This is a genomic window from Burkholderia sp. BCC0322 (assembly GCF_902833045.1).
GTDB lineage: Bacteria > Pseudomonadota > Gammaproteobacteria > Burkholderiales > Burkholderiaceae > Burkholderia.
This window is the reverse complement of sequence record NZ_CADFDU010000021.1, coordinates 67,277-92,745: the sequence shown is the minus strand read 5'-3', so window position 1 is coordinate 92,745 and position 25,469 is coordinate 67,277. Positions and strand designations below refer to the sequence as shown.

30 protein-coding genes, 2 tRNA genes and 1 other annotated feature are annotated in these 25,469 nt (G+C 62.1%); of the genes, 25 read left to right on the top strand and 7 right to left on the bottom strand.

Features of this window, described 5'->3' with window-relative positions:
- Positions 1-232: 232 nt before the first annotated feature.
- The gene (locus HWX39_RS34155) at positions 233-520 is read right to left on the bottom strand and encodes a hypothetical protein (protein ID WP_175971958.1); all 288 of its coding nucleotides are present in this window, start codon (positions 518-520) and stop codon (positions 233-235) included.
- A gap of 176 nt (positions 521-696) precedes the next feature.
- Here HWX39_RS34155 and HWX39_RS34150 point away from each other — a divergent pair, with 176 nt between their 5' ends.
- Positions 697-975: a type II toxin-antitoxin system RelE/ParE family toxin gene (locus HWX39_RS34150; protein ID WP_175971957.1), complete on the top strand. Its 279-nt coding sequence runs from the start codon at positions 697-699 to the stop codon at positions 973-975.
- Between the two features lie 8 nt (positions 976-983).
- The gene (locus HWX39_RS34145) at positions 984-1,292 is read left to right on the top strand and encodes a HigA family addiction module antitoxin (protein ID WP_175971956.1); all 309 of its coding nucleotides are present in this window, start codon (positions 984-986) and stop codon (positions 1,290-1,292) included.
- A 395-nt stretch (positions 1,293-1,687) separates the two neighbouring features.
- On the opposite strand, the gene HWX39_RS34140 is transcribed toward HWX39_RS34145, so the two are convergent.
- Entirely contained in the window at positions 1,688-2,056 is a 369-nt protein-coding gene (locus tag HWX39_RS34140; RefSeq protein WP_279613123.1) for a transposase domain-containing protein, read from the bottom strand.
- Between HWX39_RS34140 and HWX39_RS34135 the strand changes: the two genes are divergently transcribed.
- From HWX39_RS34135 to HWX39_RS34115, 5 genes are all read left to right on the top strand, one after another.
- Positions 2,055-3,292 (top strand): IS3 family transposase gene (locus tag HWX39_RS34135; protein WP_175971954.1). Its coding sequence is split into 2 segments (ribosomal slippage): positions 2,055-2,346 and positions 2,346-3,292, totalling 1,239 coding nucleotides; the frame shifts between segments, so codons are not numbered across the junction. The two genes, HWX39_RS34140 and HWX39_RS34135, sit on opposite strands and share 2 nt — an antisense overlap.
- Positions 2,336-2,452: a sequence feature (AL1L pseudoknot), on the top strand. It overlaps the preceding gene by 117 nt.
- Before the next feature lie 543 nt (positions 3,293-3,835).
- Positions 3,836-4,138 carry an H-NS histone family protein gene (locus HWX39_RS34130; RefSeq protein ID WP_175971953.1) on the top strand — a complete coding sequence of 101 codons (303 nt, stop codon included), beginning with the start codon at positions 3,836-3,838 and terminating at the stop codon, positions 4,136-4,138.
- A gap of 18 nt (positions 4,139-4,156) precedes the next feature.
- Positions 4,157-4,233 (top strand) — tRNA-Pro (locus HWX39_RS34125).
- 7 nt (positions 4,234-4,240) lie between these two features.
- Positions 4,241-4,317 (top strand) — tRNA-Ile (locus HWX39_RS34120).
- Positions 4,318-4,332: 15 nt separating this feature from the next.
- Positions 4,333-4,587: a TonB family protein gene (locus tag HWX39_RS34115; RefSeq protein WP_175971952.1), complete on the top strand. Its 255-nt coding sequence runs from the start codon at positions 4,333-4,335 to the stop codon at positions 4,585-4,587.
- Between the two features lie 37 nt (positions 4,588-4,624).
- Here the strand turns inward: HWX39_RS34115 and HWX39_RS34110 are convergent, their stop codons facing one another.
- From HWX39_RS34110 to HWX39_RS34100, 3 genes are all read right to left on the bottom strand, one after another.
- A complete protein-coding gene (locus HWX39_RS34110) occupies positions 4,625-4,897 on the bottom strand; it encodes a hypothetical protein (RefSeq protein ID WP_175971951.1) in 273 nt (90 codons plus the stop codon).
- A gap of 221 nt (positions 4,898-5,118) precedes the next feature.
- On the bottom strand, positions 5,119-5,610 hold the full coding sequence (locus HWX39_RS34105) for a hypothetical protein (protein ID WP_175971950.1): 492 nt from the start codon (positions 5,608-5,610) through the stop codon (positions 5,119-5,121).
- Positions 5,611-5,804: 194 nt separating this feature from the next.
- Entirely contained in the window at positions 5,805-6,269 is a 465-nt protein-coding gene (locus tag HWX39_RS34100) for a hypothetical protein (RefSeq protein ID WP_175971949.1), read from the bottom strand.
- Between the two features lie 878 nt (positions 6,270-7,147).
- On the opposite strand from HWX39_RS34100, the gene HWX39_RS34095 reads away from it, so the two are divergent.
- The 15 genes from HWX39_RS34095 to HWX39_RS34025 all read left to right on the top strand — a co-directional run bounded on the left by HWX39_RS34095 (position 7,148) and on the right by HWX39_RS34025 (position 17,415).
- On the top strand, positions 7,148-7,975 hold the full coding sequence (locus HWX39_RS34095; protein ID WP_175971948.1) for a DUF932 domain-containing protein: 828 nt from the start codon (positions 7,148-7,150) through the stop codon (positions 7,973-7,975).
- A 72-nt stretch (positions 7,976-8,047) separates the two neighbouring features.
- Entirely contained in the window at positions 8,048-8,713 is a 666-nt protein-coding gene (locus tag HWX39_RS34090; RefSeq protein ID WP_175971947.1) for an LPD29 domain-containing protein, read from the top strand.
- Between the two features lie 22 nt (positions 8,714-8,735).
- Positions 8,736-9,017 carry a hypothetical protein gene (locus HWX39_RS34085; protein ID WP_175971946.1) on the top strand — a complete coding sequence of 94 codons (282 nt, stop codon included), beginning with the start codon at positions 8,736-8,738 and terminating at the stop codon, positions 9,015-9,017.
- A gap of 110 nt (positions 9,018-9,127) precedes the next feature.
- Positions 9,128-9,589: a hypothetical protein gene (locus HWX39_RS34080; protein ID WP_175971945.1), complete on the top strand. Its 462-nt coding sequence runs from the start codon at positions 9,128-9,130 to the stop codon at positions 9,587-9,589.
- 456 nt (positions 9,590-10,045) lie between these two features.
- On the top strand, positions 10,046-10,687 hold the full coding sequence (locus HWX39_RS34075) for a DNA methyltransferase (RefSeq protein WP_175971965.1): 642 nt from the start codon (positions 10,046-10,048) through the stop codon (positions 10,685-10,687).
- A 31-nt stretch (positions 10,688-10,718) separates the two neighbouring features.
- Complete coding sequence (locus HWX39_RS34070) at positions 10,719-11,228, top strand: hypothetical protein (protein ID WP_175971944.1); 510 nt, start codon at positions 10,719-10,721, stop codon at positions 11,226-11,228.
- 57 nt (positions 11,229-11,285) lie between these two features.
- Entirely contained in the window at positions 11,286-11,453 is a 168-nt protein-coding gene (locus HWX39_RS34065; RefSeq protein WP_175971943.1) for a hypothetical protein, read from the top strand.
- A 2-nt stretch (positions 11,454-11,455) separates the two neighbouring features.
- Entirely contained in the window at positions 11,456-11,644 is a 189-nt protein-coding gene (locus HWX39_RS34060; protein WP_175971942.1) for a hypothetical protein, read from the top strand.
- Positions 11,645-12,341: 697 nt separating this feature from the next.
- Positions 12,342-14,525, top strand: a complete 2,184-nt coding sequence (locus tag HWX39_RS34055) for a ParB/RepB/Spo0J family partition protein (RefSeq protein WP_175971941.1) — start codon at positions 12,342-12,344, stop codon at positions 14,523-14,525.
- A 1,020-nt stretch (positions 14,526-15,545) separates the two neighbouring features.
- Positions 15,546-15,815 (top strand): hypothetical protein, encoded by a 270-nt coding sequence (locus HWX39_RS34050; RefSeq protein WP_175971940.1) that lies wholly within the window; start codon positions 15,546-15,548, stop codon positions 15,813-15,815.
- A gap of 59 nt (positions 15,816-15,874) precedes the next feature.
- Complete coding sequence (locus HWX39_RS34045; RefSeq protein WP_175971939.1) at positions 15,875-16,288, top strand: hypothetical protein; 414 nt, start codon at positions 15,875-15,877, stop codon at positions 16,286-16,288.
- A gap of 117 nt (positions 16,289-16,405) precedes the next feature.
- On the top strand, positions 16,406-16,687 hold the full coding sequence (locus HWX39_RS34040) for a hypothetical protein (RefSeq protein ID WP_175971938.1): 282 nt from the start codon (positions 16,406-16,408) through the stop codon (positions 16,685-16,687).
- Between the two features lie 46 nt (positions 16,688-16,733).
- On the top strand, positions 16,734-16,955 hold the full coding sequence (locus tag HWX39_RS34035; RefSeq protein WP_175971937.1) for a DUF3717 domain-containing protein: 222 nt from the start codon (positions 16,734-16,736) through the stop codon (positions 16,953-16,955).
- A 28-nt stretch (positions 16,956-16,983) separates the two neighbouring features.
- Complete coding sequence (locus HWX39_RS34030; protein ID WP_175971936.1) at positions 16,984-17,199, top strand: hypothetical protein; 216 nt, start codon at positions 16,984-16,986, stop codon at positions 17,197-17,199.
- 51 nt (positions 17,200-17,250) lie between these two features.
- Complete coding sequence (locus HWX39_RS34025) at positions 17,251-17,415, top strand: hypothetical protein (RefSeq protein ID WP_175971935.1); 165 nt, start codon at positions 17,251-17,253, stop codon at positions 17,413-17,415.
- A gap of 202 nt (positions 17,416-17,617) precedes the next feature.
- Here HWX39_RS34025 and HWX39_RS34020 read toward each other — a convergent pair whose 3' ends face one another.
- Positions 17,618-17,920 (bottom strand): hypothetical protein, encoded by a 303-nt coding sequence (locus tag HWX39_RS34020; protein WP_175971934.1) that lies wholly within the window; start codon positions 17,918-17,920, stop codon positions 17,618-17,620.
- Positions 17,921-19,465: 1,545 nt separating this feature from the next.
- Between HWX39_RS34020 and HWX39_RS34015 the strand changes: the two genes are divergently transcribed.
- Genes HWX39_RS34015 through mobF form a run of 3 tightly spaced genes read left to right on the top strand, consistent with a single transcriptional unit; the run spans position 19,466 to position 24,884 of the window.
- Positions 19,466-19,882, top strand: a complete 417-nt coding sequence (locus tag HWX39_RS34015; RefSeq protein ID WP_175971933.1) for a hypothetical protein — start codon at positions 19,466-19,468, stop codon at positions 19,880-19,882.
- On the top strand, positions 19,875-21,983 hold the full coding sequence (locus HWX39_RS34010; RefSeq protein WP_175971932.1) for a type IV secretion system DNA-binding domain-containing protein: 2,109 nt from the start codon (positions 19,875-19,877) through the stop codon (positions 21,981-21,983). Before HWX39_RS34015 ends, HWX39_RS34010 begins: the two co-directional genes overlap by 8 nt.
- A 6-nt stretch (positions 21,984-21,989) precedes the next feature.
- Positions 21,990-24,884: a MobF family relaxase gene (mobF, locus tag HWX39_RS34005; protein ID WP_175971931.1), complete on the top strand. Its 2,895-nt coding sequence runs from the start codon at positions 21,990-21,992 to the stop codon at positions 24,882-24,884.
- A 66-nt stretch (positions 24,885-24,950) separates the two neighbouring features.
- Here the strand turns inward: mobF and HWX39_RS34000 are convergent, their stop codons facing one another.
- On the bottom strand, positions 24,951-25,400 hold the full coding sequence (locus HWX39_RS34000; RefSeq protein ID WP_244135154.1) for a GNAT family N-acetyltransferase: 450 nt from the start codon (positions 25,398-25,400) through the stop codon (positions 24,951-24,953).
- Positions 25,401-25,469 lie beyond the last annotated feature (69 nt).

Genomic DNA, 25,469 nt, shown 5'->3' with positions numbered 1-25,469 from the left:
TATTACAATCGACAGCGCATGCACACGTCGATCGACTACTGCACTCCCGTCGAATACGAAACCCTACGCGCTGCTGCATGACATGCTGTACGTGAAAACGAGGCAGGGTCATCCCGGCCAAACCCCTATCAGCGATCACCAGCCACCCACCAGGCCCGGTGACAACACCCCCCGGATCATGACTGCGACTGGGGGCGGGAATCATGCCGGGCCTGGCTGGCCAAAGCCCCGATTATCGGGGCGTGAAGATAGTAACGGGGCGTAACGGTAGCGGACGCAGCACTGGCCCCGCTCCGTAACGCTGGGACCACGCGAGAATCGCTTCGCTGACATCGGTCGCCGCAGGCTCTTCGGGCATCGCGTGACGCTCCCAACCACTCAAGCGACCGGGTGCAACATAGGACGGCTGCCAGCTGCCGTCGTCGCGGACGTCGATCAAGAAAATGGACGTGCCGACGGTCAGCCGCCAGGTGGCGACAACGTTGGGTTTGGACGGCTCGACGCTCAGTGGATCGCTCATGCGGGCTGCCGTGGAAAAGTCAGTTCAAAATCGTCAAAGTAGGCGTGCGATCTGCCCCTGTTTCAGTAACAATGACACGGCTTGCCAAAGAGCGCAAACGCTTCTTCGGCAAGCCCGATAAAAGCAGCGAGGATCTACATTATTGTATCTTGAGGCTTTGCGCGATACAATGCCGCATGATCAAGACCTTCATCCACAAAGGGCTCGAACGCTTTTTTTTGACCGGTAGCAAGGCGGGTATTCGCCCTGATCACGCGGCGAAGCTTGCTCGCTTGCTGACGCGCTTGAACGAATCGAGGTTCCCCGAGGACATGAATCGTCCCGGCTGGTACTTCCATCCATTGTCCGGCGATCTTGCGGGACACTACTCGGTGAAGGTCAATGGCAATTGGAGAATGACTTTTCGGTTTGAGGATGACGACGCGATTCTTGTCGACTACCAAGACTATCACTAGGAGGGGGCATGGCCCAAATGTTCAATCCGCCGCACCCGGGCGCTGCGCTCCGCGAGGACATTTTGCCGGCGCTCGGTCTTTCGGTAACTGAAGCGGCCCAGCAACTCGGCGTAAGTCGTGTTGCACTGTCGCGCGTTTTGAATGAGCGTGCGGCAATCTCGCCGGAAATGGCGCTCCGCCTCGAGGCGTGGCTCGGCGCCGAGCGCGGCGGCCGTGCAGACGTTTGGCTTGGCGAGCAGCGTGCGTATGATCTCTGGCAAGCGCGTCAGCGCGGTATTGAGAATGTGCAGCGGGCGCCCGATATGATCTTCGCATGATGGGGTTCCAAGCCGGAACCGCCGAAATTTCCGTCATCCCGATTATGAGCGTGTTATGCACTTTCATCGCCCTTGGATGCCTGCGCCGATGAAAAGTGCATAACACGCTCTAATCGGCGCGTGCCGATTCGAACCCGGCTCCGGGCACCACGTCGATCTACTACGATCGCCCGAGTTCACGCAGGCCATCTTGCAACCAGGCATCAAAGTTTTTCTCAAATATCGCCATACGGATCGGTACTGCTGTGAAACGTGTGCCCGATATACCAAATCGACTCACAGCGCATGAACCAACCGTTTTTCTTCGGGTAGATCTCGATCGTAGTCGACGAACATTCAGTCTTGCGGATCGGATCGAGCGTAAGCGACCAGCCAACCCGTCTTGACGAGCGAGTTTAGGCGGCAGTCGAGAGAGGTTGCCAACGATGCGGCAATAGCGCGTCGATGTCGTTGGACTTGTGGGTCGGCAAGCGTGTGAGGACGTCCTTCAGATAGGCGCGCGGATCGATCCCGTTCAGTTGCGCCGATCGAATCAAGCTCATGATGGCGGCCGCGCGCTGGCCCGCACGCAGTGATCCGGCGAACAACCAATTGGACCGACCGACTGCCCACGGTCGGATCTGGTTTTCGACCCAGTTGTTGTCGATCGGCACATTCCCGTCATCGAGATGAGTTAGAGACGGTTTCAAAAAGGCTGCTCGGTCCGCCGGAGTGAATCGCACCGAATTTGGTGGAGGCTCGTATTCTTGAGAGAATCGAGCCATGAACAAGAAGGCAAACAAGTTTTCCCCGGAAGTTCGAGAGCGTGCAGTGCGCCTGGTACGCGAGCAGCGTAGCGAACACCCGTCGATGTGGGCGGCAGTCGAATCGATTGCACCGATGATCGGCTGTACGCCGCAGACGCTGCTGGATTGGGTCAAACGCGACGAGGTCGACCGTGGGGAGCGCGATGGCGTGAACACGGCCGAGCGTGAGCGTATCAAGGCGCTAGAGCGCGAGGTTAAGGAACTGCGCCGGACCAACGAGATTCTCAAGCTGGCGAGCGCGTTTTTCGCCCAGGCGGAGCTCGACCGCCGTTTCAAGTCCTGAAGGCCTTCATTGATCAGCATCGCGACACCTTCGGGGTCGAGCCGATCTGCAAGGCTTTGCGGATTGCCCCGTCGGGCTACCGACGCCACGTTGCGCGGCTTCGCGATCCGTCCAAACGCTGCGCCCGCGCCAAACGAGATGAGATTCTGCAACCGGAGATCAAGCGTGTCTGGCAGGCCAACATGCAGGTCTATGGCGTGCCGAAGGTCTGGAAGCAGATGAACCGGGAAGGTATCGTGGTCGCACGCTGTACGGTCGGGCGGTTGATGAAGCTGCAGGGCTTGCGAGGTGCAGTTCGCGGTAAGCGAGTTCGCACAACGATTCCCGATACCATCGCGCCACGCCCGCTGGACCGGGTCAACCGGCAGTTCAAGGCCGATCGACCGAATCAGCTCTGGGTGTCGGATTTTACGTATGTCTCGACTTGGCAAGGCCGGCTGTACGTGGCATTCGTGATCGACGTGTTTGCCCGCCGTATCGTTGGCTGGCGCGTCAGCTCGTCGATGACCACGGACTTCGTGCTGGATGCACTTGAACAGGCGCTGTACGCCAGGCAACCGGGCGAGGACGGGACTTTGATTCACCACTCCGACAGAGGGGCCCAATACGTCAGCATTCGCTACAGCGAACGGCTGGCTGAGGCAGGCATCGAGCCGTCGGTTGGCAGCCGGGGAGACAGCTACGACAACGCACTGGCTGAAACGATCAACGGTCTGTACAAGACGGAACTGATTCATCGGCGCGCCCCATGGAAAACGAGGGAATCCGTCGAACTGGCAACGCTGGAATGGGTGGCTTGGTACAACCATCATCGGCTGATGGTGCCCCTCGGCTATATCCCGCCCGCGGAGGCTGAGGCAAACTACTACAGGCAACTCAGAAATACCGCTGACGTGCCTGCATTAACTTAAACCAACCAGCCTCCACGACTCCCGGCGCGGTTCAGAGAGTATTCCAGCAGATCAGGCAGCAACCGAGTTTGAGGAACGCGCCTCAGTCCGATTGAATACCGGGAGAGCCTCGGGCTGACGACATAAACCAGTCCAAGAATTCCGCCGCACCCCCGAACACGACATTTCTAAAAAGCTACTACAACCAATGCGACGTTAGTATCTGTTATGTAAAATTGTCAGGATACCTGATAAATGAGAGATCGCTCGCATGGTACCAAGTAGCTTCTTTGCATCCGGTGTCAGCCCACTAGCGATTATGTGCTGCGGTACTCTCACCTTTGCTGTTGCCGCAGGACTGACCTATCTTGTCGGCAGCGTCAACAGGACTGCTGGAGGTTTCGCAGGGATCGTTGGAATGTTCGGTGGCCTCGCGATCATGCTGCAGCTCTTTCTCAAGTGAAATGCTGGCAGGCCGAGTCTCGAAGCTATCGATTCAGATCTAGCGGATATAATGGGTCGCTCGTTCCAGAGCTATCTCTCAAAGGAAATCCTTTCCCATTCATGGCTACCTATCTCGAACTGAAAGCGCAGGCAGAGGCACTGGCACAGAAGGCCGAAGAGGCGCGGCGTGCTGAGCTTGACGGCATCATCACCGCGATTCGCGAACAGATCGCCGAATACGGCATCACGCCCGACCAACTCTTCGGACGCCGGCGCGCAGCAGCGCCGAGCACGCGCGCGCCGATAGCGCCGAAGTATCGTGACCCGAAAACCGGCGCCACCTGGAGCGGGCGTGGTAAGGCACCGCAATGGATTGCCGGTGCGAAGAACCGCGATCGGTTTCTGATTCAGGACGCGGAATAACACGGAAAATTTGCCGTTCGGAGTGTAGCGCAGCCTGGTAGCGCGTCTGGTTTGGGACCAGAGGGTCGCGGGTTCAAATCCTGCCACTCCGACCATGTATTCGGGCCTGTAGCTCAGCCGGTTAGAGCAGTCGACTCATAATCGATTGGTCGCTGGTTCAAGTCCAGCCAGGCCCACCAGTGAAGAGGACGTCTATGTCGCTGATCGATCGCATGTTGTCTCGCGCAGTCCCGCGTTCGAGCGAGAGGCGCCGGAATGTCCTGGTGCGTGTTTGGCTCGACGACGAAGGTCGCGTTCGCGATCTGAAAGTGCGGCGCAGTTGCGGCGATCCCGCGCGCGACGAGCGCGCGCTGCATGCGATTGCCGTCAAGCAATTTCCGCGTGGCCAGCTCGGGTCAGGTGGCGGTACCTCGCAACGGTGGCACGATCTCACATACGACGGGGATTGAAGTGCCGGGCCCGGCCCCCGCCGAGCCCTGGGCCTGATCAGCTCGACACCTCGTGCTGTCCGTCGACATCGCCAGGTGTGCTCGATTCCGCTTCCGCGACCAGCTCTCGATGAAGTCGGGCGGCCGCCACAGGCGAGTTGACCTTCGCATGGAGTGACGTTCCATCCCACAGCTCGACGACCCACTTGTCGCGTACACGGCAGATGCCGATCGTCCAGCCGCTGCGATGCGAATACCCGTAGTCGCTCACCACGGTCCATCCGAGCGCGACCATCGTGTCGCGCTGCTCGAGCATCGGCGCGGCGATCATGCTCGGCTCCGCGGTGCACGGACCAGGTCCACGCGCTTGCCGCCGAGCTCGTACATCGGCCGCGTCAAGGCGTCGCGATGGCGAACGTCGCCGATCCGAATCAGATTGTCCATTCCGCTCTCCGCACTGCGTGGCAGCCGTTGCCGCAGCAGATACTGTATATATATCAGGGGTGCGGGCGGTTCGCAACATCCGGCGCCGGCGTGCCGATTCAGGAGAGTTCAACCGAGCCGGGATCCAGTTCCAACACGGCGTGCCGCCGGCCGATCGTACGATCGGCCCTCACGCATCCGCTCAAGCCGCTCGAGCGCCTCGGCGAACACCGCCAGCGGCGCCGCGCGCAGCTGATCATCGTGCCACCCGATCAGCGCGGCAACGAGTTCATCCGTCTGCGGATCCAGCACCCACACGCCGCAAGTCTTGCCCTGCTCGAGCGCGGCATTGATGCCGCGTTCGGTGGCCTCCAGGACCTCCACACGTAATTCGTGCTTGCGGGCTTCGTCGACGAAGCCCGCAAGCACGACCAGCTGCAGTAGAACTGCCAGTCCGTGCGCCGAGCCGCTGCCCATGCGCAGCGGCTGGAATGCCGCGTGATATTGCAAGGCGAGTTCCTCTGCCTTCTGCCTGGGCATCGGCAGTAACAAGGTCCGGGCGAGCTTCGCGTGCGCGGACGGCTGGTGTCGTCGTGATGGAGGTGCGCGTCGGTTCGACATGGCGATCTCTCGTCAGACCTCTCAATGGACCTTGAATGGTGCTGTGAAGACTCGGAGTGCGCGTAGACACCAGCGGTGCCATGTCGAGCGCTGGCCGTCCTGACCGTTGGCCGGGCGAGTTGGGATCCGCGTGCGGCCCGTGTCTTTGACGATGCGGTGTGGATGCATGGTGGTTGTCCTGGAGGAACGCGGGCTTACTGCTCGGCCAGCTGCTCGAGCTCGTCCCGTTCGCCGAAGAAGTCTTGCTGTCCCGGCAGTGGCGCCGGCGGCCGGCGCGCTGCACGTGGCCGCGGATGGCCTGCGCGCTTCAAAGTGCGAGCGATCGCCTGCAGCTGCGTCCACAGGTGGTCCGCGTCGGCGGCCGACAACGTGTCGGCCGCCACCTCGAGTGCGGTGACGAGCGACTCGAGTTGCGCCGGCGCGGTGGCCACCACCTGGCGCGCATCCGTGTGCGCCAGGCTTTCCTGGTAGACCGCGAGCCAGCGCGCGAGCGCTTTGCGCTCGTCGCGAGTCAGTGCGTCGAGCAGCGCGGGTGGTATCGGTTCGTAGGCGCGAAACGTGCCGAGCACGTGTTCGCGCCGGCGCCCCCTGGTCGGGGGCTGCGTGGGTGGTTCGACGCGCAGCACCTTGATGAAGCGTCCCTGTTCTCGAATGAGCATCGGCTCGTCTCTGATTTCACACGATCACGCCGAAGCATAGCGCAACCGCGTGTCGCGAACGACCGCGACACGCGGCACCTGCCTGACCAGTCTCGCGGCCACGGCCGCTCGAAGGGGGCTCGCCGCGCGCCGAGTCGGAGCTGCCTCAACTTTGCGCATACCGCCAGTCTCCTGACGAGCTCGGCTGTCACCGAGTGACCGCCGAGACAACGCCGATCGAGCTGCGGGGGGATCGTGGTCGGGGTCAATCCCGTCAGGTAGTGCCGGGGCGTGCACCGAGCGGTGCACGCGCAATTCCAGTCGTGCGGCCGGAAGGCCGCACGAATCGGCGCTCGCCGCGCGGCGAGCCGGTGCTGTCTCAACTTTGCGCGTACCGCCAGTCCCCTGATCTCGCCGTCCCAACCGCGACCGTAGCCCACCGTCGTTCGCATTCAAGGGTGCGCTTCGCCGGCCGCGGCACCCGTTCGGTGCTCGCCCTTCGGGCTGCGCTCCGCGTGCGGCTTTGCGACCGCCCTTGAACACGCCCGCCGGCAGGCTCCTTTAGTCGCGGGACGACGAACTCAGGGGACTGGCGGCAGCAGGTCTGCCGAAGTCAAGTCGTCACCGGCCCGAACCCCTACGAGGGGAGCGCCGAATCTTGGGGCCCGGGCGGCATGCAATGCAAACCAACCGTAGACGGAGGTCACGATGGAAACGAACCGACTGCACCATTGGATAGTAGTCCTTGACTGTGCCTACATGGAATACACGTACACGCCTTGGGATGGACGGAACTACTACCGACGCACCGTCGCTTACGACCACGTCGTCTGGTGTTGACGGACACCAGCGAACGCCTAACACCTCGCATCAAACCTGAATCTTCAACGGAGAAAACCATGAAACTCGCAACCACGTTTGGCAACAACGCCCCGATCGTTCGCTCCACTTCGCCTCTTACCGACGATCAGATCCGTGAGGTCGCGCCGTCGATCTTCGCTGCCGACAAGCACGACTCACGCTCCGACCGCTACACGTACATCCCCACCATCGAGATCCTCACGAAGTTGCGGCACGAAGGGTTCCAGCCCTTCATGGTTTGCCAAACCCGGGTGCGCGTCGACGCAAAGCGCGAGCATACGAAGCACATGCTGCGCCTGCGCCATGCCTCTCAGGTCGCCTCCCCGGAAACGCCGGAAATCATCCTCCTGAATTCACATGACGGCTCAAGCAGCTACCAGATGTTGGGGGGCTACTTTCGCTACGTTTGCCAGAACGGTCTGGTGTGGGGCGACACGACGCACGACATCCGCGTACCGCACAAGGGGGACGTCGTGGATCACGTCGTTAATGGTGCGCACGAGGTGCTCGACGGTTTCGACCTGATTCGCGAATGCAAGGACGGGATGGAGGCTGTGCAGCTCGACGAAGGCGAACAACAGGCTTTCGCACGTTCGGTGCTGGCTCTCCGGTATGACGTGACCGAAGCACCGGCACCGGTCACCGAGAACCAACTGCTCCACGCGCGTCGCACTGAAGATACGCGCCCCGATCTCTGGACCACGTTCCAGCGTGTTCAGGAGAACGTGATCAAGGGTGGGCTGCGTGGTCGGTCCGCAACTGGCCGCCGGACGTCGACCCGCAGTGTGATCGGCATCGATCAGGATCTCCGCCTTAATCGTGCCATGTGGGTGCTCGCCGAAGAGATGCGCAAGCTGAAGGGCTAACCCGAATGCGCCGGCGCTATCCGCCGGCGCCTTACCGAACGTTGTCGTGTTCCATTTCTATCGAGGTCGATCATGATGCTTACCACCGAAAACCGCAGCTCCCGTTCCACCGAAGCGGCTCGCGCACGAACCAGTCCGGACGCTGCCACACCTGCCGCCGTTCTGGCCGACACACTGACGCTCGTCGATACCGTGCAGTTGGTGCAGACAATCCTGCGCGAGGCGTTTCCCGCAACGTCTTTCTCGATCACGGTTACGAAGCGCGGCAACGGATCGCAGTTGGCAATCGAATGGATGGACGGCCCGCGCGACCTGCAGGTCGCCCGGCTCGTATTGCCGCTGCAGGCGACGCGCCTCGCCAACGGTGGCAGGGTCGAGCGCGTCGAGCACTTCATGCTGACGTCGTCTGGGCGTCTGACAGTCCACCTGGCTGCGGATAGGATCACGCTGTCGCGCCGGTTCAGCGATCGTGCCATCGGACAGGTGCTCGAGCGTCTCGCGTTGCGCTACGCAGATCTCCTGGCACCGGACGTTCGCGCCATGATGACGGTCGACAATTACCGAGCCGGCCGGCTGCAGCTGATCGAGGTCATCGGCGTACATCGGACCGGCAGCCGTCGATCGGGATCCAACGTACAGATGGACGTCGACGCAATGCTCGCGGAAACCACCGACGCTCACGGCTTTCCTCGCTCGACCACGGGCGCACGTCTCTTCGTGCGCCGAGACGTCCACTGACCACGAGAGCGAGGACGGAAACATGACCACGATCGAGACCGCTGCGACCGACGCAGCTCGCGCCTACAGCCTCCAGTTGCGCACCATGCCGGATTCCGACGACGAGGATGGAAGCGAATGGGCCCGCGCGACCAAAGCCGGTCGGAATAGGCTTTTGACGGCCCTCGCAGGTCTGAGTGATGAGGAGGCATTGCGCGTGATCCTCGCGAACCCTGGCGTCGAGCCGGATGGTGAGACCCCGTTCAACCTTGTCGAGATGAATGACGTACAAGGGTGGCGCAAGAGGACCATCGAGGGGCATTGACCTGGAGTCGATCGCCGGACATCGAGTGCCGGCGATCTTCGCCCGAATTCGAAACTTGTGGACGGTCGGCCGTTGGGGCCCGGCCGCTCATGCACGACCAGGACCACGTGATGGAACAGCCTTTCCTGAAGATGCCGAACTTGCACTGTACCGTCAATCGAGCACACGTCGATCTCGTCGCGAAAGGGGCAAGGATTGCGGCCGAAGTCGGGTTAGTGCCCTGCGGGCCCGTGAGCTGGAGCAACCGCCGAAGGGGCAATGAATGCATCGACCTGACCGTCTACCGCCCCATGCATGGCAGTGGCGAACGCTACGCTGTAAAGCGATTCTTCGACGGATGCTACGCGTCTGTCACGTGTGTGCTCCCTGAGCATGCAAAACGCGCGCTTTTGGCAGATTCGCGTGCGGAGTTTGAGCAGATTGGAGCGACAGGTGCCGCGGTGCGTGCAGACGGGCTATCCGACGCGAGCAAGGAAGATCTCGAGCTGGCGGCGATCGCCTTGCTCGCGACGGACATCGATGCCCAACATCCCGCCGCTCGCGTCGAGGCGCAGCAGCTGCCGCTGTTCTGATTCCACTGCGGTCGGGAGCTGATTACCCTGCTCCCGAATTCGCGCGGCGGCCGCTGCGCGGCCGCGCCAATGAAATCGCGATCGCGCCCGGCGATCTGCGACCGCCGTGGCGCTCATGTCCGTGACGCAACGCCGCTCGCCGGCCGAGCGCACAGGCTACGGTCGATGTCCTCGCCTCGTCCCTGCAGTCGACCTTTCAACCCGGAGCCCACGTTCGCCCGCCGTAGCCTGGCGGACGGACCATTGCGCCGCGCGCGACGAGTGTCGCACGGCGCCCTGCTCCTGCAAGGGGCTTTCGCGGCATATCCTCGCGCGCTGCGCGCACTCCGGTATTCCACGGTCCCCTTGCCCCCCATTCTCCCGCGGGCGCTCGCCAGCTCCGGGTAGCACGGTTTGCGAGCCAGATCGTTCTGGCTGTGCTCCGGCTGCCCCTATCTCAACTCTGTGGAGCTGACCGTGAGCTATTTGTACAACGGCGACTGCCTGGTCGCCATGCCCCAACTCGCCCCCGAATCCGTCGACTGCATCGTGACGGACCCGCCCTACCTCGTGAACTTCCGCGATCGGAGCGGCCGCTCGATCGCGAACGACGTGAATGGCGACTGGCTGGCGCCGGCGTTCGCCGAAATGTTCCGCGTCTTGAAGCGCGACGCGGTGTGCATTTCGTTCTATGGCTGGAACAAGGTCGACCTGTTTTTCGACGCCTGGAAGGCGGCCGGCTTTCGTGTCGCCGGCCACTTCGTCTTCACGAAGTCCTACGCGTCGAAAGCCGGCCTGGTGAAGTACCAACACGAATCCGCCTATCTGCTCGCCAAGGGCCGGCCCGCGGCGCCGGCGCAGCCGATCGCCGACGTGATGCCGTTCCAGTACAGCGGCAATCGCCATCACCCGACCGAAAAGCCTGTTTCCGCGTTGCGCACACTCATTTCCGCATTTACGCAGCCGGGCGACACCGTTCTTGATCCGTTCGCTGGATCCGGTTCGACCTGCGTTGCCGCGCGCGAGCTCGGCCGCCGGTATATCGGCATCGAACTGGACGCGACCTACTTCGCGGCCGCCAAAGCGCGCCTAACGGCGCCGGCCCAGGCCGCTGCCTGATTTCTCCTCTACTCACCGCATGGATACCATCATGGGACTCACGATCACGGCCTATTGCGGCCTCATCGATATCGAAGCGCCGCGATTCGACAGCAACGGCGATCCGCTCGACACGTTCGCGGTGCGCTTCTACGGCGCACCGCGCTTTCCGGACCATGCCGACGGGCTCGATACAGGTCTGATTTATCGATACACGAACTCGTACGAGTTCTTCGCCGGCAGCTACGCGATTTTCCACGTATGGCGCGAGCAGCTGGCGCAGCTCGCCGGTTACCCCGCGATCGCGTTGCCTGGCCGCCGGGGCGTTTGGCACGAACACGGTGCTATCGCGGCAGGCTCCGGACCGTTCCACGAACTGATCAATTTTTCGGCCACGATGGGCACGATCGGGCCGCGGCTGTCCCGCAAGCTGGCCGACGATTTCAGCCGGTTTATGCATGCGGTCGACGTTGCGGAAGACGGCAGCTTCGCGCTCCTGTACCGCAATTGGTTTCAAGCCTTCACGCTTGCCCGCATGGGCGGCGCCGTGCAATTCCACTGACCCAAATTGATCGCCGGCCGCTCGACGCGGCCGGCGTTGCCAACACGGAGAAAACCAATGCAGCTCTTCTACATCAAGCATTTGCTGTGCGCGATCGTCGATAAACATTTCGGCGCCCGCATGACCGGTACCGATGACGGCGACAAAGTGACGATGACAATCGGCGAACTCATCTATGCGCTGCGCGATGCGTTCGAGCTCGGCCAGGGCGTGCGGAAGGACTGACCATGAAGAAAGCCGAATTCGAAGCGCTGCTTACTGCGATCGCGCGCGACCACCTGAGTATCGAAACGCTCAAGACCCGTTATCGCGATCGCCTGGATTTCCACGATTGCGCAGTCTGGTGCATCCGGACCGCGCTGATCGCCGCGTACAACGCCGGCGTCGTGCACGGGCTGCGGAACTCGGCGAAATAGCGAGCGGCCGCCAGGCGCACTCCTGGCGCCGGCGACGATCGCAGCTCACCTTGTTCCACTACGCGCCCGGGCCTGCGGCCCTGGGCGCCCAGTGGTACACGATCGCCAGTTTGTGTACCGCGGCCTGTACCACCGGTTCGGGGCGAGCCCACCCCGTCCGCTTCGAGCGGCCGGTGCGGGCGGCGGTAGCCGCGCCCGCCGCCTCGAGGTGAGATCTCAGCCCTCTCCCCTTCGCCAGCCGGCGCGCGGCACCTTGCCCGCCTGGCCGCGCCAGGCACGCAAGCCGCCAATTTCCGCGCGCCGGACACACGGCCTGTTCGCTCCTGGGGCTCGGCCGCCGCCGGCGGCCGGCCCCGGCGCAGGCCGTCCCCGACAGCCGCGCGGCCTGCCGCGCGGAAGGGGGCTCGGGCCGTCACCGGCCCGCGCCGGCGAGCACCGGGCTTCGGACCCGACCCACCGCATTCCATCCCCTGCGCTGCGGTGGCGCTGCCTTCGGACTGCCTCATCCCGACGCATAGCGCTGCGTGCCGGCATGGCAAGGGTTCGCTACGCCGCGCCCGGCGCCCGTTCGGTGCTCGGCTTCGCCTGCGCTCCGCGTGCGGCCTTGTTCGCGCCCCTGCCGTGCCGTCGCGCTGGCGCTCCTATGCGTCGAGGCAGCTCCAAAGGCAGAGATTTTCCACCACAGCAAGGAGGATTTATGAACGCAGTGATCACCGAAATCCCGGCACTCGCCCACGACGCGGGCGTTCCCCCCGCACCCCCCGAGGCCCACCTGCAGGCAGGCGATGAACGCCTCATTCCCTTGAAACGTCTCGTCGCGTCGCCGTTCAATGTCCGGCGCACGAAGCGCACCGGCATTTCGGCGCTCGCCAACAACATCGACCATGTCGGTCTGTTGCAAAACATCATCGTGCATCCGATGAAGGTGGGTGCGAAGCGGGCGCAGACCTTCGGCGCGGCCGCAGGCGAATCGCGGCGGCTGGCGCTGCTGGAACTGGTCGAGCGTGGCCGAATCAGTCTCGATGAGGAAGTTCGCTGCACGGTCGTGTCCGTCGAGGCCGCCGTGCTGATCAGCACCAGCGAGAACGAAATGCGCGAGCCGATGCATCCCGCCGACCAGTGCGACGCGTATCGCGTGCTGGTCGATGCGGGGCGCACCGTGGCGGAAATTGCCGAAATCTACGGGACGACCCCCCAACTCGTGCAGCGTCGCCTGAAGCTCGCCCGTGTCTCGCCCAAGCTGGTCGATCTGTTCCGGGCCGACGAAATCCGCGCCGACCAGATGCAGGCGCTCGCACTGTCCGACAGCCACGCCGAGCAGGAAAGCGCATGGTTTGACGCGAAGCCCCATGACCGCGAGCCACATGCGATCCGCCGCAAGCTGGTTGCGGGCGAACACGACTTTCAGAGCAACCGCATTGCCCTGTTCGTTGGGATCGACGCTTACGAGGCGGCAGGTGGTGTCGTGCGCCGTGACCTGTTCTCCGATCAGGGCACGGCGTGGTATGCCGATCACGCCTTGATGGAACGCGTTGCGGTTGAGCAACTGACGACCATTGCGGCGAAGGTTCAGGAGGAAGGTTGGGATTGGGTCGAGCCGATTACCGTGTTCGACTACAACGCAAAGGTAGGTTTGCAGCGCGTGCCTGCTACTGCTGTCCCGCCCACCGAAGCGCAACAGCAGGAAATGGATGCGATCGACGCGCGGATGGAGGCCATCGAACAGGAGCAGGAGGCCGACGATATCGATGAAGAAACCTACGAGCGCCTGTGTGACGAAGAGACAGCCCTTTCTCTGCGCTACGCTTCGATCGAGGAATCGCTGTACGTCTACACGCCGCTCCAGATGGCCGGGGCCGGTGCTGTCGTCACCATCGACCAAGACGGTGCGCTCGAAGTCGTGCGCGGCTGGGCCCGGCGAGCCGAGCCGACGTCGGTTCGAGACGACGAAACCGACGGCGACGGTACGCTCGCCAGCGCCGGCGAAACGCCGACGTCACCCGCAGCGAGTGGCAGCGTTGCACAGTCTGCACCGCCCACGAAGGACCCGCATTCGGGAACGCTCACGTTGCGCCTGAATGCCCGGCGTACCGCCGTCGTCGGCATGGCGCTCGCGCGCCAGCCGCACGTCGCGCTTGCCGTGCTCGTTCACCGCTTTCTCGTCACCGACTATGCCCCCGGCTCGATGGCTAGCGCAATCGATATTCAGTGGCACGACCACACCGGCAAGGTCGAGCGGCATGCGACCGAGCTTGCCGACGACCTGCCCTATCGCCTTTCCTGCGAGCAACGCGGCGCATGGGGTGGGCTTGTCCCGAACGATACCGGCGCACTGCTCACGTGGTGTATCGAGCAATCCGACGAACGTCTCATGCTCATCCTCGCGCAGTACGTCGGCGCAAGCGTCGATGGTGTCGCGACCGACGAGGGCGCACATAGCATCAACGCGCTGATTCCCGCGCTGAACCTCAATCTCGCAGACGAATGGAAGCCGACACGCGCCAGCTACTTCGACCATGTGTCGAAAGCGCGCATCGCGGAGGTCGTGACCGTCGCCGTGTCGCCCGCCGAAGGCATGCGGATCGTGAAGCTGAAGAAGGGCGACGCCGCGACCGAGGCCGAGCGGATCGTGAGCGGTACCGGCTGGCTTCCCGATCACTTCGCCCGCGCCGAAACGCGGTCGCGGCCCCTCTGGCGCAATCACACGGCCACGTCGTCGGACGTGGATGAGGAAGAGGACGGCGACGACGACGCATCGGGCGCGCACGATGCCGACGAGGCGAACGACGGGACCGAGTCGGCCGACGTGGCCGAAGCTACGGATGATAGCCGCGACGAGGCGGCTGTAGCAGAAGCAGAAGGCATGCCGCCGCGAGATTGACCTGACTTTCGCCAGCGGGCAGACCCTGCCCGCTGGTGCATCGCGCGCGACTGCCCGTGTGCGCTGGTGGACCAAGTCACAGCTATTCGTAACCGGCCCCCGAAATCTCTCACCGTCGTTGTCTCTGTCGATCCCGTAAAGGCTCACCTGTCCGGTGCCGTGCTTGGCGTGCATGTCGCTTTGTCGCATGCACTGGCGGCGCTTGCCCGGTTCGTTGGCTTGTGCGTCTCCCTCCGCTGCGCTCCGGGCCGGGCTTTCGCGCTTCGCGTCGAGCCTCGCTGCGCGAGTCTCGCCCCTGACGGGCGTCAATCCCTGACGTCTGCGCGCCGTGCCGGCGCTGCGCGCTTCGCTTGCTCGTGGAACACGCGCCCGCTGCGCGCGGGCGGAAAGCAGGTCTTGCGGCCGGCTTTGCCGGCCGAGGGGGCGCGGGGCAAGTGCGCCCCGCGCCGTGTGCGTGATCCGGCCGGGGAAGGCGTGTGGTTGCGCTCCATCCTTTTGCGCCGGGTTAAGCGCGTGGATCTGCCATTGGGAGCCGCCCCTCTTCGACGCATAGCGGAATGGGGCAGGGGTGCAAGGGACTTTCGCGGCATATCCTCGCGCGCTTCGCGCACTCCGGTATTCCACGGTTCCCTTGCACCCCTGCCCCACCCCGCTAAAAACGCGTCGAGGCGGCTCCCAATGGCAGATCCACAACCCGACACAAAAGGACGAAATCGTGAGCGCAACCACCCCCGACCGAATCACGCACACACGCGCGGGCGTTCCCCCCGCACCCCCCGAGGCTCACCGCCAGGCAGGCATTCGACAACCGAAAAATCGCCTGCGTGCAACGGCCGCTCACTGGCTCGGCTGCACCGCCGACGCCCCGATTCGTGTCCTGCACCGCTGGACGCGCCCGGACGACGATGCGCGCGCCGTCCGACTCGAAACGAGCGTTGCCGGTCGCGTGCAGCGCATCACGTTGTTCCGCCAACCGTCCGGTGCATGGTCGCCGGTTTGGCACTAACCGGAGAAGCAAACATGACTACCTGCAATGACGACGTGGAAGTTGACGGTATCGCTGAAGGATTCTTCGCGATTGTGCGCCCTGAAGGCGCTGCCTCCTTCGTCGCAGTCCATCACGGCGACGACGGCGAACTGGCGTTCACGCTGCCTACGATCAACTGGACCGCTTGGCAAATCAATGTCGCGATCAGCGTCTTCGAGAAGGCGCACGCGCGCGGCGAGCGCTACGGTGCAGCGAGCGCTCAACGCGTCATTCGCGAAGCGCTCGGCATTTTCCACATCTAACCCATTCGAGCCGGGCACTCGACCCGGCGCGACCCATGCACACTGCAAGGAGAAAGGAAATGCGAACGCTCGATTTGCGTGCCACGTTTGTGATGGCCAAGATTGTACAGATCACCGTTCCCGCGAACGAGGATACGTGTTTCGTGGGGCTGGATGCGGCCGTGCTTGGCATGCCGAATGGTAACGTGGGCAAGACGGGCGATGTCAAGCGACCGAAAGCGATTTGTCCCGATAGCTACGAACTTGCGCTCGCGGCGAGAGTGCAATTTGCATACCGTCGCCTCGCGTTGATTACCGATCAACACGAGGCGGCCGATACCTTTCTCGATGACGCTATGTGGATGGCACTTGAGAGCGGTAGAAGCGCGCGGCAGGAACGCAGCTCGATGTCGTTTCAACTCGCTGACGAACAGGTTCTTGAACGGTGTTGGCAGCAAGGGTTTGAACTCGGGAGCGAATACGGGCCGGTTTGACCGCTGCCACTTCGACCGCACGCGCCCGGCCTCGCCGGGCCAACCAGTGGCATTTGATCGAAGCCGAATCGACACGCCGATGACGCGCTTTCGATCCTTCATATACGGAGTCGTACCATGCGCGGTCTTGATATTCGTGTTTCCTTCGCCCTTGCCCGGATAGCAGAAATCACGGACCCGGAAAGTTGGGACATCATCGAAGTTCAATGGGAGGCCGAGGCCCTGGGGCGCAACGATTACTGGAATGGTTGCGAAGAGGTGCCGACGATGTTCGCAGACGAACCCTACCTCCGGGACGCATGGAAGCGCGGGAGCGCAGATGCTGCGACGTGCGAAGAAATGGAAAACTGTTCAGGCTGCATTGCTGCGCGGGGCGACCCCTGTCCGTATCACGGATGAAGCCACGTTAGCGCTGCACCGCAGCCCTTATCACGGAGAACACACGATGAACACTGCAACGATTCTGAGCATCGAGCAGCTTGAGCGAGCGATCAATATCTGGCGTTCGCGGCGGCCGAGCGTGGACGGCGACCCGATCCTGTGTCGTGAGGCGCGGATTCTGGCCGATCCGTACGCCCTGATGATTTTCCACGGCGCGACGGAGATTGACGCGGCGAAGCTCAGTGACGACCAGCGCGCCGCGTACAACGGTGCGTTCACGCAGTAGAGCATCGTTCACCCACTCGACAGGAAGAATGATGAACGTAGGCCAACAGCATGAGTGTCTCGCTATCCTCAGCGCAACCATTGGCGAGAACCCGGTTCACTGGTCGGAGATCAAAGCCGCCGTGAGCGAAAAAATGTCGATCCGGAACTGGCTCGACGTGCGTGGCGTGCTCCAGTGGGGAATCAACAACGGCCGCTTCAAACGGATTCCCGACGTCCACGTCGAAGCGTATCAGCGTGTTTGACTTTGGCGCCCGCTCCGGCGGGCGAGCGCCCAGCATTGGGAGGATCGAGATATGGCCGTATACAGCTACAACGACGCGTGCGAAATGACCATCACGCGCGCAGAGGCCGAGGCCGAGGTTCGCAGGCACTTCGGAAATTTCACGGAATTCTTGGCCGATGTCGGCGACCGTGAGGAATACGAGGGACGGGAAATTCTCGACTGGCTCGGTTACTAAGCCGCCTGTCCGGTCCGACGACGCTGCGTTTTTGCGCGGCGTCGCGGGCTGGCGGGCGCTCGCCGCTGCGCCGCGACCACCCGCCAGCCCGCGACCAAAGCGTTGTCCAGTTCGCGCGACGCGCGAAATAATTTGGGGCAATCTGGTGTCACAAAAAAACCGTGACACCAGATTGCCCCTACGCCAGAACCACCCGCGCCGTTTAGGCTCCTGGCTTTGATTCAGCTGCGACAGCTGCCGCCGCCGGCGGACTCGATGGCGCTGGCGGCGAAACACCAAGCGCACTGCGAATCGCCGCAATCCCGGTTTTCCACTTCTCCGCCGGAACCTCGTTCAGCTTCTCGGCTTTCAGCACATCAAAGATCGCTCGCTCGTTGCGCTCGAGCGCCTTGCGCTCGTTCGTCCGCTTCTGCTCCTGCAGCCGCTTCAGCTTCTGCTCGGCTCGCGTGATTTCGTCGTCCAGCGACTTCGGTGCGCGCGTCGTCTTTCCTGTATCTGCCGTCATGGCGTCGATTACTCCATCGTGCCCCTCCCCCTTGCCGGGAAGTGTAGCCGAATTCTGTGCCCTGGCCGCCGCCCGCCAGCAGCCTCGACCGCTGCCCCGTCGAGCCCGCCGATCCGACCCGCCCTCCACGCCGAGATGGCGCGCTCGTGTTTTCCGCGTCGGCGTCGCGCGGGCCGCCACCCGCACCCTGGCGCGGTCGCCGCCCCGCGCGGACCAGCCATCCAGAGCGCAATGCACGCATTGCGCTGATCACGCACGGCGGCCGCCACCGTCGCGCCCGCCGATCCGGCCCGCCCGCGCGCCGGACTACCGACCCCGCGGTTTCCCCGTCGCCACCGCACGGGCCAGCCATCCAGAGCGCAATGCGCGCATTGCGCTGCTCACGTACGGCGGCCGCCACCGTCGCGCGCGCCGGACCACCGACCCCGCGGCTTCCACGTCGCCACCGTGCGGGCCAGCCATCCAGAGCGCAATGCGCGCATTGCGCTGCATCTGCCCGGCGGCCGCCCAGTCGCATCCGCCGTGAACCGCAACGCCGCCCTTCCCTCACAGCGTTTTCTTTCTGGCCCTCGCCCACAACCCGCCTCCCCTCGACCGAATTCCGCGCACGCCGGCAGGTTTTCCACATACCCACCGGTCCCCGCGCTTCTCCCGTTTCCCACAACCAACACCGTTGTGGAAAACGGCGCGCGGCCGACGCTCTTGCGATGTACATGCATCGCGGCTTCGGTCCGGACCCGTGGATATGTGGAAAACCTGCGTGGCATAACCACCCTCGCCGCTCCGAATTCTTCCGCTGTCCGCTCCATCTCTACGTTCCACCTCTCTTTTCCGTTTTTTCCCTATGCTGAACGGATCGACGCTCGCCTACTTTTTCTCTCTTTCGCGTCGGTGCTCCAATCCTCACCGTTCTCCGGAAATTCCTTTGTGCTCCGACCAGGCGAACGTCTCACAGTAACGAAATCCTCGCTTCGGCTGGCTGCGATGCTGATCGCGACGCCTGCTGAAAAACCGGTGCTGCCCGGACCTGTCCGGTCATCACCATCCAGAAACCGTCCGTCCGGGGGCACCCCGTGGGGCAAGCCCCACCCCCCGACCAGACGGTCACACACCACGCAACTCCGTTGCGGGTGCGTAGAGCCTTGCTGCGCAAGGCTCTACGCTGGCAGACACCGGGACGCATTTGCGCTGACACCGAAAAACGCATCGAATCGCTGAGCGTCTTGTTGGATAAGGGCGTAACGTGGCAGCCAAACGTCGCGTGCCCCCGCAAATTCGCAGAAAACCGTGCCGATTGGTGCCGAGAATGGCCAGCTAGATTTAAATGTCGGACTCCGAAATGGCAGACACCGAATCGAAAAAAGCGCTATAAATAATTGAATGTAAAAGAGGAATTTGGAGCGATTGCAACGTGCATCTCGAACGGAACACGGCAGACACCGCAAACCATTTTCGTCAGCTATAATGTCCTAACTATTTGATTAGCCGGCCTCTTTAAGAAGGCCGGTCGGGGAAAAATGGGGTGATGTGTATGCTGAGGCGCACATGCCACGTTCCAGTCACGCCAGCAAAGGCAAATCCGACCGTATTACCATTCGGTTCGACAGACCCACCGACCAGTTTTATCGCAGAAAAGCGAACGAGGCTGGGATTCCTGTTGCCGATTTTCTTCGCCAAATCCTCGTTCGCGGAATCGTCAACGACAACGTCGAACAACTCGAAAAGCGGCTCAACGCGCTGCTGGCCGTCATGCCGGATCCCGCGCAAACATCGAAAAGCGGATCGCCGGGCGCCGGCGGAATCTCTGCCGGCGAACTGCCTCCCGATCTCGTCCGCGCGGTCTTTCTCTGCCGAGAGGTTCTGACGACGATCATCAGCGATCGAAACGTTCAACTCTTTCACCAGGCTCAAGATCGGGCCGAGGCTGCCACCAAGAAACTGATGGGAGGCAGCCATGGCTGATCAACGCTCGCCCAGTGGCATCGCGACTTTCTCCCGTGGGACTGCGCTTTGGTGGCAGCAAGCCAAACTGCTCACCAGCGCGATCGTCGCCGTGGTGATCGCGTCGATTCTCGTTGGTGCCATCGCCGGTGCCGTTTACCTCTACTTCATCACGTCGGCGCACACACGCTATCTGACCGTCAAGCACCTCGAGGCTGAAATCCTCACCGTCGTGCCCATGGCCAATCCAAACGTATCGTTCCATCTTGGCAACGACGACACCGAACTGCCGCCGGCCGCCGCGCTCTCGTTTACCGAAGACGCCGCCGACGAGTTTTTCGTCTACGCGCGTAATGCTGCCCTTTACGCCGTTCTCACAGCCATTGCGGTGACATTTCTCACCGTCCTGTTCTGGATGGAATACGGGCGTGGGAAACTGACTGACAAGCAGGTTCGCGGTGCGAAGCTCGTCAAACCGAAAGCACTCGTCAAGGAACTGGAGGCGCGCGACGACGCCAGCCCTTATCGGATCGCCGGTGTGCCGATGCGCAAGAAGGCGGAAGTACTCAACACGCTTTTTGCCGGCGCACAGGGAACGGGGAAATCTCAGCAGTTTTTCGGCTTGATGGAGCAGGTGCGGGCCAATGGAAAGCGCGCTATCGTCTATGACCCATCAGGCGAATTTACGGCCACGTTTTTCCGTGAAGGGAAAGACATCATCCTGAATCCGCTCGACGCTCGCAGTCCAAATTGGAACGTGTGGCGCGAGATCCAGACCGAAATCCATTACGACGGTCTTGCCGAGGGCCTCATTCCTCTTCCACCCAACGTCCCCGATCCGTTCTTCGCGATCGCCGGGCGCATGGTTTTCAAAGGCGCGGTTCGCGCGCTTGGCGCCGACAACAAGCGAACCAATGCCGCTTTGTACAAAGCCATTGCCCATAGCAATCTTGAGGAACTGCACGCCGTCCTCGTGAACGAGTCCGCCGCGACTTACGTTGATCCTGTCACCGAGCGCACAGGCATGAGCCTCAAGATGACCGTGCAGAACCAACTCGATTGTTTTCGGTACCTGCATGATGAAGGCGAACCATTCTCGATTCGAGAGTGGATCCAAAATGAAGACGAAGACGATGATTCCTGGCTCTTCATTACTGTCAATGAAGATCAGAAGACTGCCCTGCTTCCACTGATCAGCTTATGGTGCGATATCGCTATCCGTGCGCTTCTTGCGCTCAAGCCGATTCATCGGGAACGCCTTTGGTATTTCTACGACGAGCTCCCCACGCTGCAAAAGCTTGAGATCATGAAGCTCGCCGTCACCAACATCCGGAAGTTCGGTGGGTGCTTTGTGATCGGAATCCAGGACTTCGCTCAACTCTTCTTGATCTACGGTGAATACCTCGCCCGCACCATCATCTCTGGCTGCCAGACCAAGCTTCTGTTGCGTGTAACCGATGGTGATGCAGCGAAGGCATTGGCCAATGCAATCGGTCAAGCTGATCTGGACGAAAAGGAGGAAAGTCTCAATCTCGGGATCGATGAGCGTCGTGACGGCATGAGTGTCTTCGCGCGCCGCAACCTTCGAGACCTTGTTCTTTCGTCCGAAATCTTGCGTTTGCCCGACATGCAGGGATATTTGGTAACGCCTAGCGATTACCCCGTCGCACGTGTGAAGTACAAATATACGCATCGCCCCGAGATTGCCATCCCTTTCATTCCCCGTCGTGCCCTCGATGTGTGGATTCCGGCAAGTGCGAAAGCTGGTGACCTGGCGGCGCCGACACGAGAAACACCGGCGCAGCGCTCCTCTCCCGGAACGACGGCTACTGCTGCAACCGCTGCGACACCGACGACTTCCGCCGCGTCTCAAGAATCGGCGACTAGATCCGGTTCGGCCGCGGCAAACCAACCTGCGGGTGTCGCTTCCGCCGGCGCAGCAAATGCTGCAGTCGGGCCGAACAATGCAGGTTCAGCGGCACGGCCGTCCAATGTGATTTCGCTGTCGACGGGCGAAGTCGTCGACGGCGACACCGGCGAGGTTCAAGGCAGGTCTGTGCCACGTGGGCCCAATGACGAACGTTCGGCAGGCCAATCCGGTGTCGGCGACTTGTTGGGGTGACGCGCCATGATGAGCATGCACAACGTCGGCAGCGCCGGCCAGGCGCTCCACTATTTTTCGAAAGACAACTATTACACGACCGATCAGGGGCTCGAGCATTCCGCCTGGTTCGGCAAGGGCGCCGCGACTCTCGGACTGAACGGGCAGGTCGATCGCCACGAATTCTTCAAGCTGCTGTCTGGCCAGGTCGGTGGTGAGCAGCTCGGCCGCGTCGTCCTCGACGAGAATGGCGAGCCCGAGGTGGTTCACCGACCCGGTATCGATTTGACCTTTTCGGCACCCAAGAGCGTCAGCATCGCCGCCGAGGTCTTCGAGGATCGTGATGTCCGACTCGCGCATGAGGACGCCGTCAAGGAGGCGCTCGAGTATGTCGAGGCGTATGCTGCCCAGGCGCGAAAAACCGTCGATGGCCAGACTGTCACCGAGGAGACTGGCAACGTGGTTGTTGCCTTGTTCCGACACAATACGAGCCGAGATCTCGACCCCGACACCCATACTCACGCACTGGTCATGAATGCCACCCAGCGCTCAGACGGCGAATGGCGATCGCTCACCAATGACGCGCTTTACGTGCAGCAGAAGGTGATCGGTGCCGTCTACACGTCGTCGCTTGCTCGTGGATTGCAGAAGCGCGGCTATGCCATCACGGCACCGGACAAGAACGGAAACTTCGAACTCGTCGGTCTGACGCGGGAACAGATCGAACACTTCAGTCAGCGCTCGGCAGCGCGTGATCGATGGCTCCGGGCCAACGGCATCGATCCAGCAAACGCCACGCCCGCCGAGAAGGAACGTGCGGTGCTTGCTACACGCGAGCGGAAAGTCGGCGTTGACCACGATGCGTTGGCGGGCCAATGGCGCGCACGTGCAGCGGCTGTCGACCTGGATTACAGCGCCATCCGGCAGAAGGCGCGTGAGGCACGAGAAGCTGGAACGGACGCCCGGGTCGTCAAGTTGTCTGGCCTCGAGGCGCTGCGATTCTCAGCTGCTCACCTTGGGGAGCGCGAAATCGTGCTGAACCAATATGACCTCGTTCAAACCGCTCTGGAGCATTCGGTCGGCCGCACGTCGCCCAACCAAATCTTCGACGCCTACAAGAAGCTGGTCGACCAGGGCAAGATCGTCGATCTTCCGGACGGCAAGATTACGACCGAGAAGATGCTCAACACGGAGCGGTGGACAGTCGAAAATGCCCTCGCCCAGCGTGACGCGACGCCGGCGATCGCACCGGCAGAACTGGTCCGGTCGCGCATCGAGCAGGCAATTGCCACCGCGCGTACCGAGCGTAACGATCCGACTTTCGACTACACGACTGGCCAACGTGGCGCGATCGAGCATGCATTGACCAGCAAGGACAGGATTGTCGCTGTGCAGGGTCTCGCCGGTGTCGGCAAGACCACGATGGTCAAGGGTACCGTCCAGGTCGCGCACGAGCAGGGGTGGCTTGTTCGCGGGATGGCTGCGACCGGGCAGGCCGCCAAGCAACTCGAGAACGATTCGGGTATCCAGGCCAACACCGTGACGATGTTCGAGATCCACGAGCAACGTCGCCAGGACGATCTCAAGCTCCTGCGCGAGTACGTCCCAGACCTTGCACGCGAGCGCGAGCTCTGGCTTGTCGACGAATCGTCATTCCTCTCGCAACGGCAGATGGCGCGGCTGTTCAAGATGGCGGAACGGGCTGATGCGAAGGTCATCCTCCTGGGCGACCGACTGCAGCTGCAGGCCATCGAGGCCGGCAAGCCGTTTGAGATCCTGCAGGACGAGGGCGTTTCTACGGTGCAGATGACCCAGATCCAGCGCCAGAGGAATCCCGAACTGCAGCAGGCCGTCGCCATCACCGTCGGCACAGCCGATCTCGCTCCTGACGAGCCGCTAACCGACCTGAACCTCGCGCGCAACGGTCGCGCCTTTGACTTCCTCCAGCAGGCCGGACGCGTAACTGAAAACGAAGATCCGGCCCAGCTGATTGATGCCCTCGCTCAACAGTATGTAGAACGGGGGACGGCGCGAAACCAAACGATCATCATTACGCCATTCAACGAGGACCGGATCGATATCAACAATGCCGTTCGGGCCGAATTGAAGAAGCAAGGCGAGCTGGATGTCAGGGAGTCTGAGCACACCATTTTCACGTCCGAAGGAGACATGACCCGCGCCAAGCAAAAGGAGGCGCAGTATTACACCAAGGAAATGACGGTGCGCTTTGGACGCGACTATCAGAAGATCCTCGCCTCGCGCGGTGAATACATGGACGTTGACAGTACTCGACCGGACGAGGGTATCGTCGTTCTCCGGAAGGCCGACGGCACACTGATGGAGTGGGAGCCGAAAAAGTACAACCGGGTGGAGGTATATCTCTCGGAAACTCGCAAACTCGCGGCGCGTGACGTCATTCGCTTTACCCGCGGCGACGAGCTCGTCAAGAACGGCCATGAGGCGACCGTCGTTTCGGTCGAGCAGAACCGCGCTGTCCTTCGTCTCTCGGACGGCAAGGAGATTCCATGGGATCTCGACACCCAGCACCATTGGGACCACGCTTACGCGGCGACTGTCCACGCCGGGCAGGGCGCAACCCGCGAGCAAGCGATGCTGCACATCCCGTCCCACAAACTGGAGCGAGATCCGGATGACTCCCGCCGCTACTCCGATATTGCGATGACCGTGCGGAGAATCTTCGGCGATCGCAGCTTTTACGTCGGACTGACGCGGGCAGTCGAAGACCTGCAAGTCTTCACCACCGACGCGGGTGTCGCCCGCACGGCGGTGACGCGTCATCAGGACAAGTCCAGCGCGGTTGAAACATTGCGCGAGCACGAGGTGACCGAGCAGGCGAACATCCAGCCGCAACGCCAGCGCCGTCAGCAGGCAGCGCAGCAAATGCAGATCGAACCCGACTGAGGGTACTGCGCAACCGCCGGCAATTTTAATACGCCGACATGCCGGTTGCGCTGCTGTTTTCGCTGGTTAGTGCGTGATCTGTCGCCTCATCACGTAGAACCGCATATCCGTTCGGCCATGCATATGTAGTGCCGGTGTATCCGTGATGAAGCCTAGTTTTTCGTAGAAGCCATGCGCGGATTCGCGGGCGGTGCACCAGATCTCCGTGGCTTGATGCTCACGTGCGTAACGAACACAGAGCTGCACCAGGAGTCGTCCGAACCCCAGGTCTCGAACTTCCGGTCGCACGGCCATCCCGCGGAGGCGCCACGCATTCGAATCTCGCAGACCAGGTGGGGATTCTTCACAAACGGTTGCGACAGCAACGATAGTGGCCGACGAGCTGACGGCGAGGTGTAGCGTAGTCGGGCAGTCATCCCCGGGCAACACGCATGCCTTTTCGTCGCTATCTAGCAATATCTCACCCCGGAGAGGGTAGGTGTCGTCTGCTTGAACAGAAGAAATGGTGAAGCGCATGGACGGCATTGTCATTTAGTTTTCAATTTAGATTTGTAGCGAAATTGTGGACTTTATTGGGGAAACATT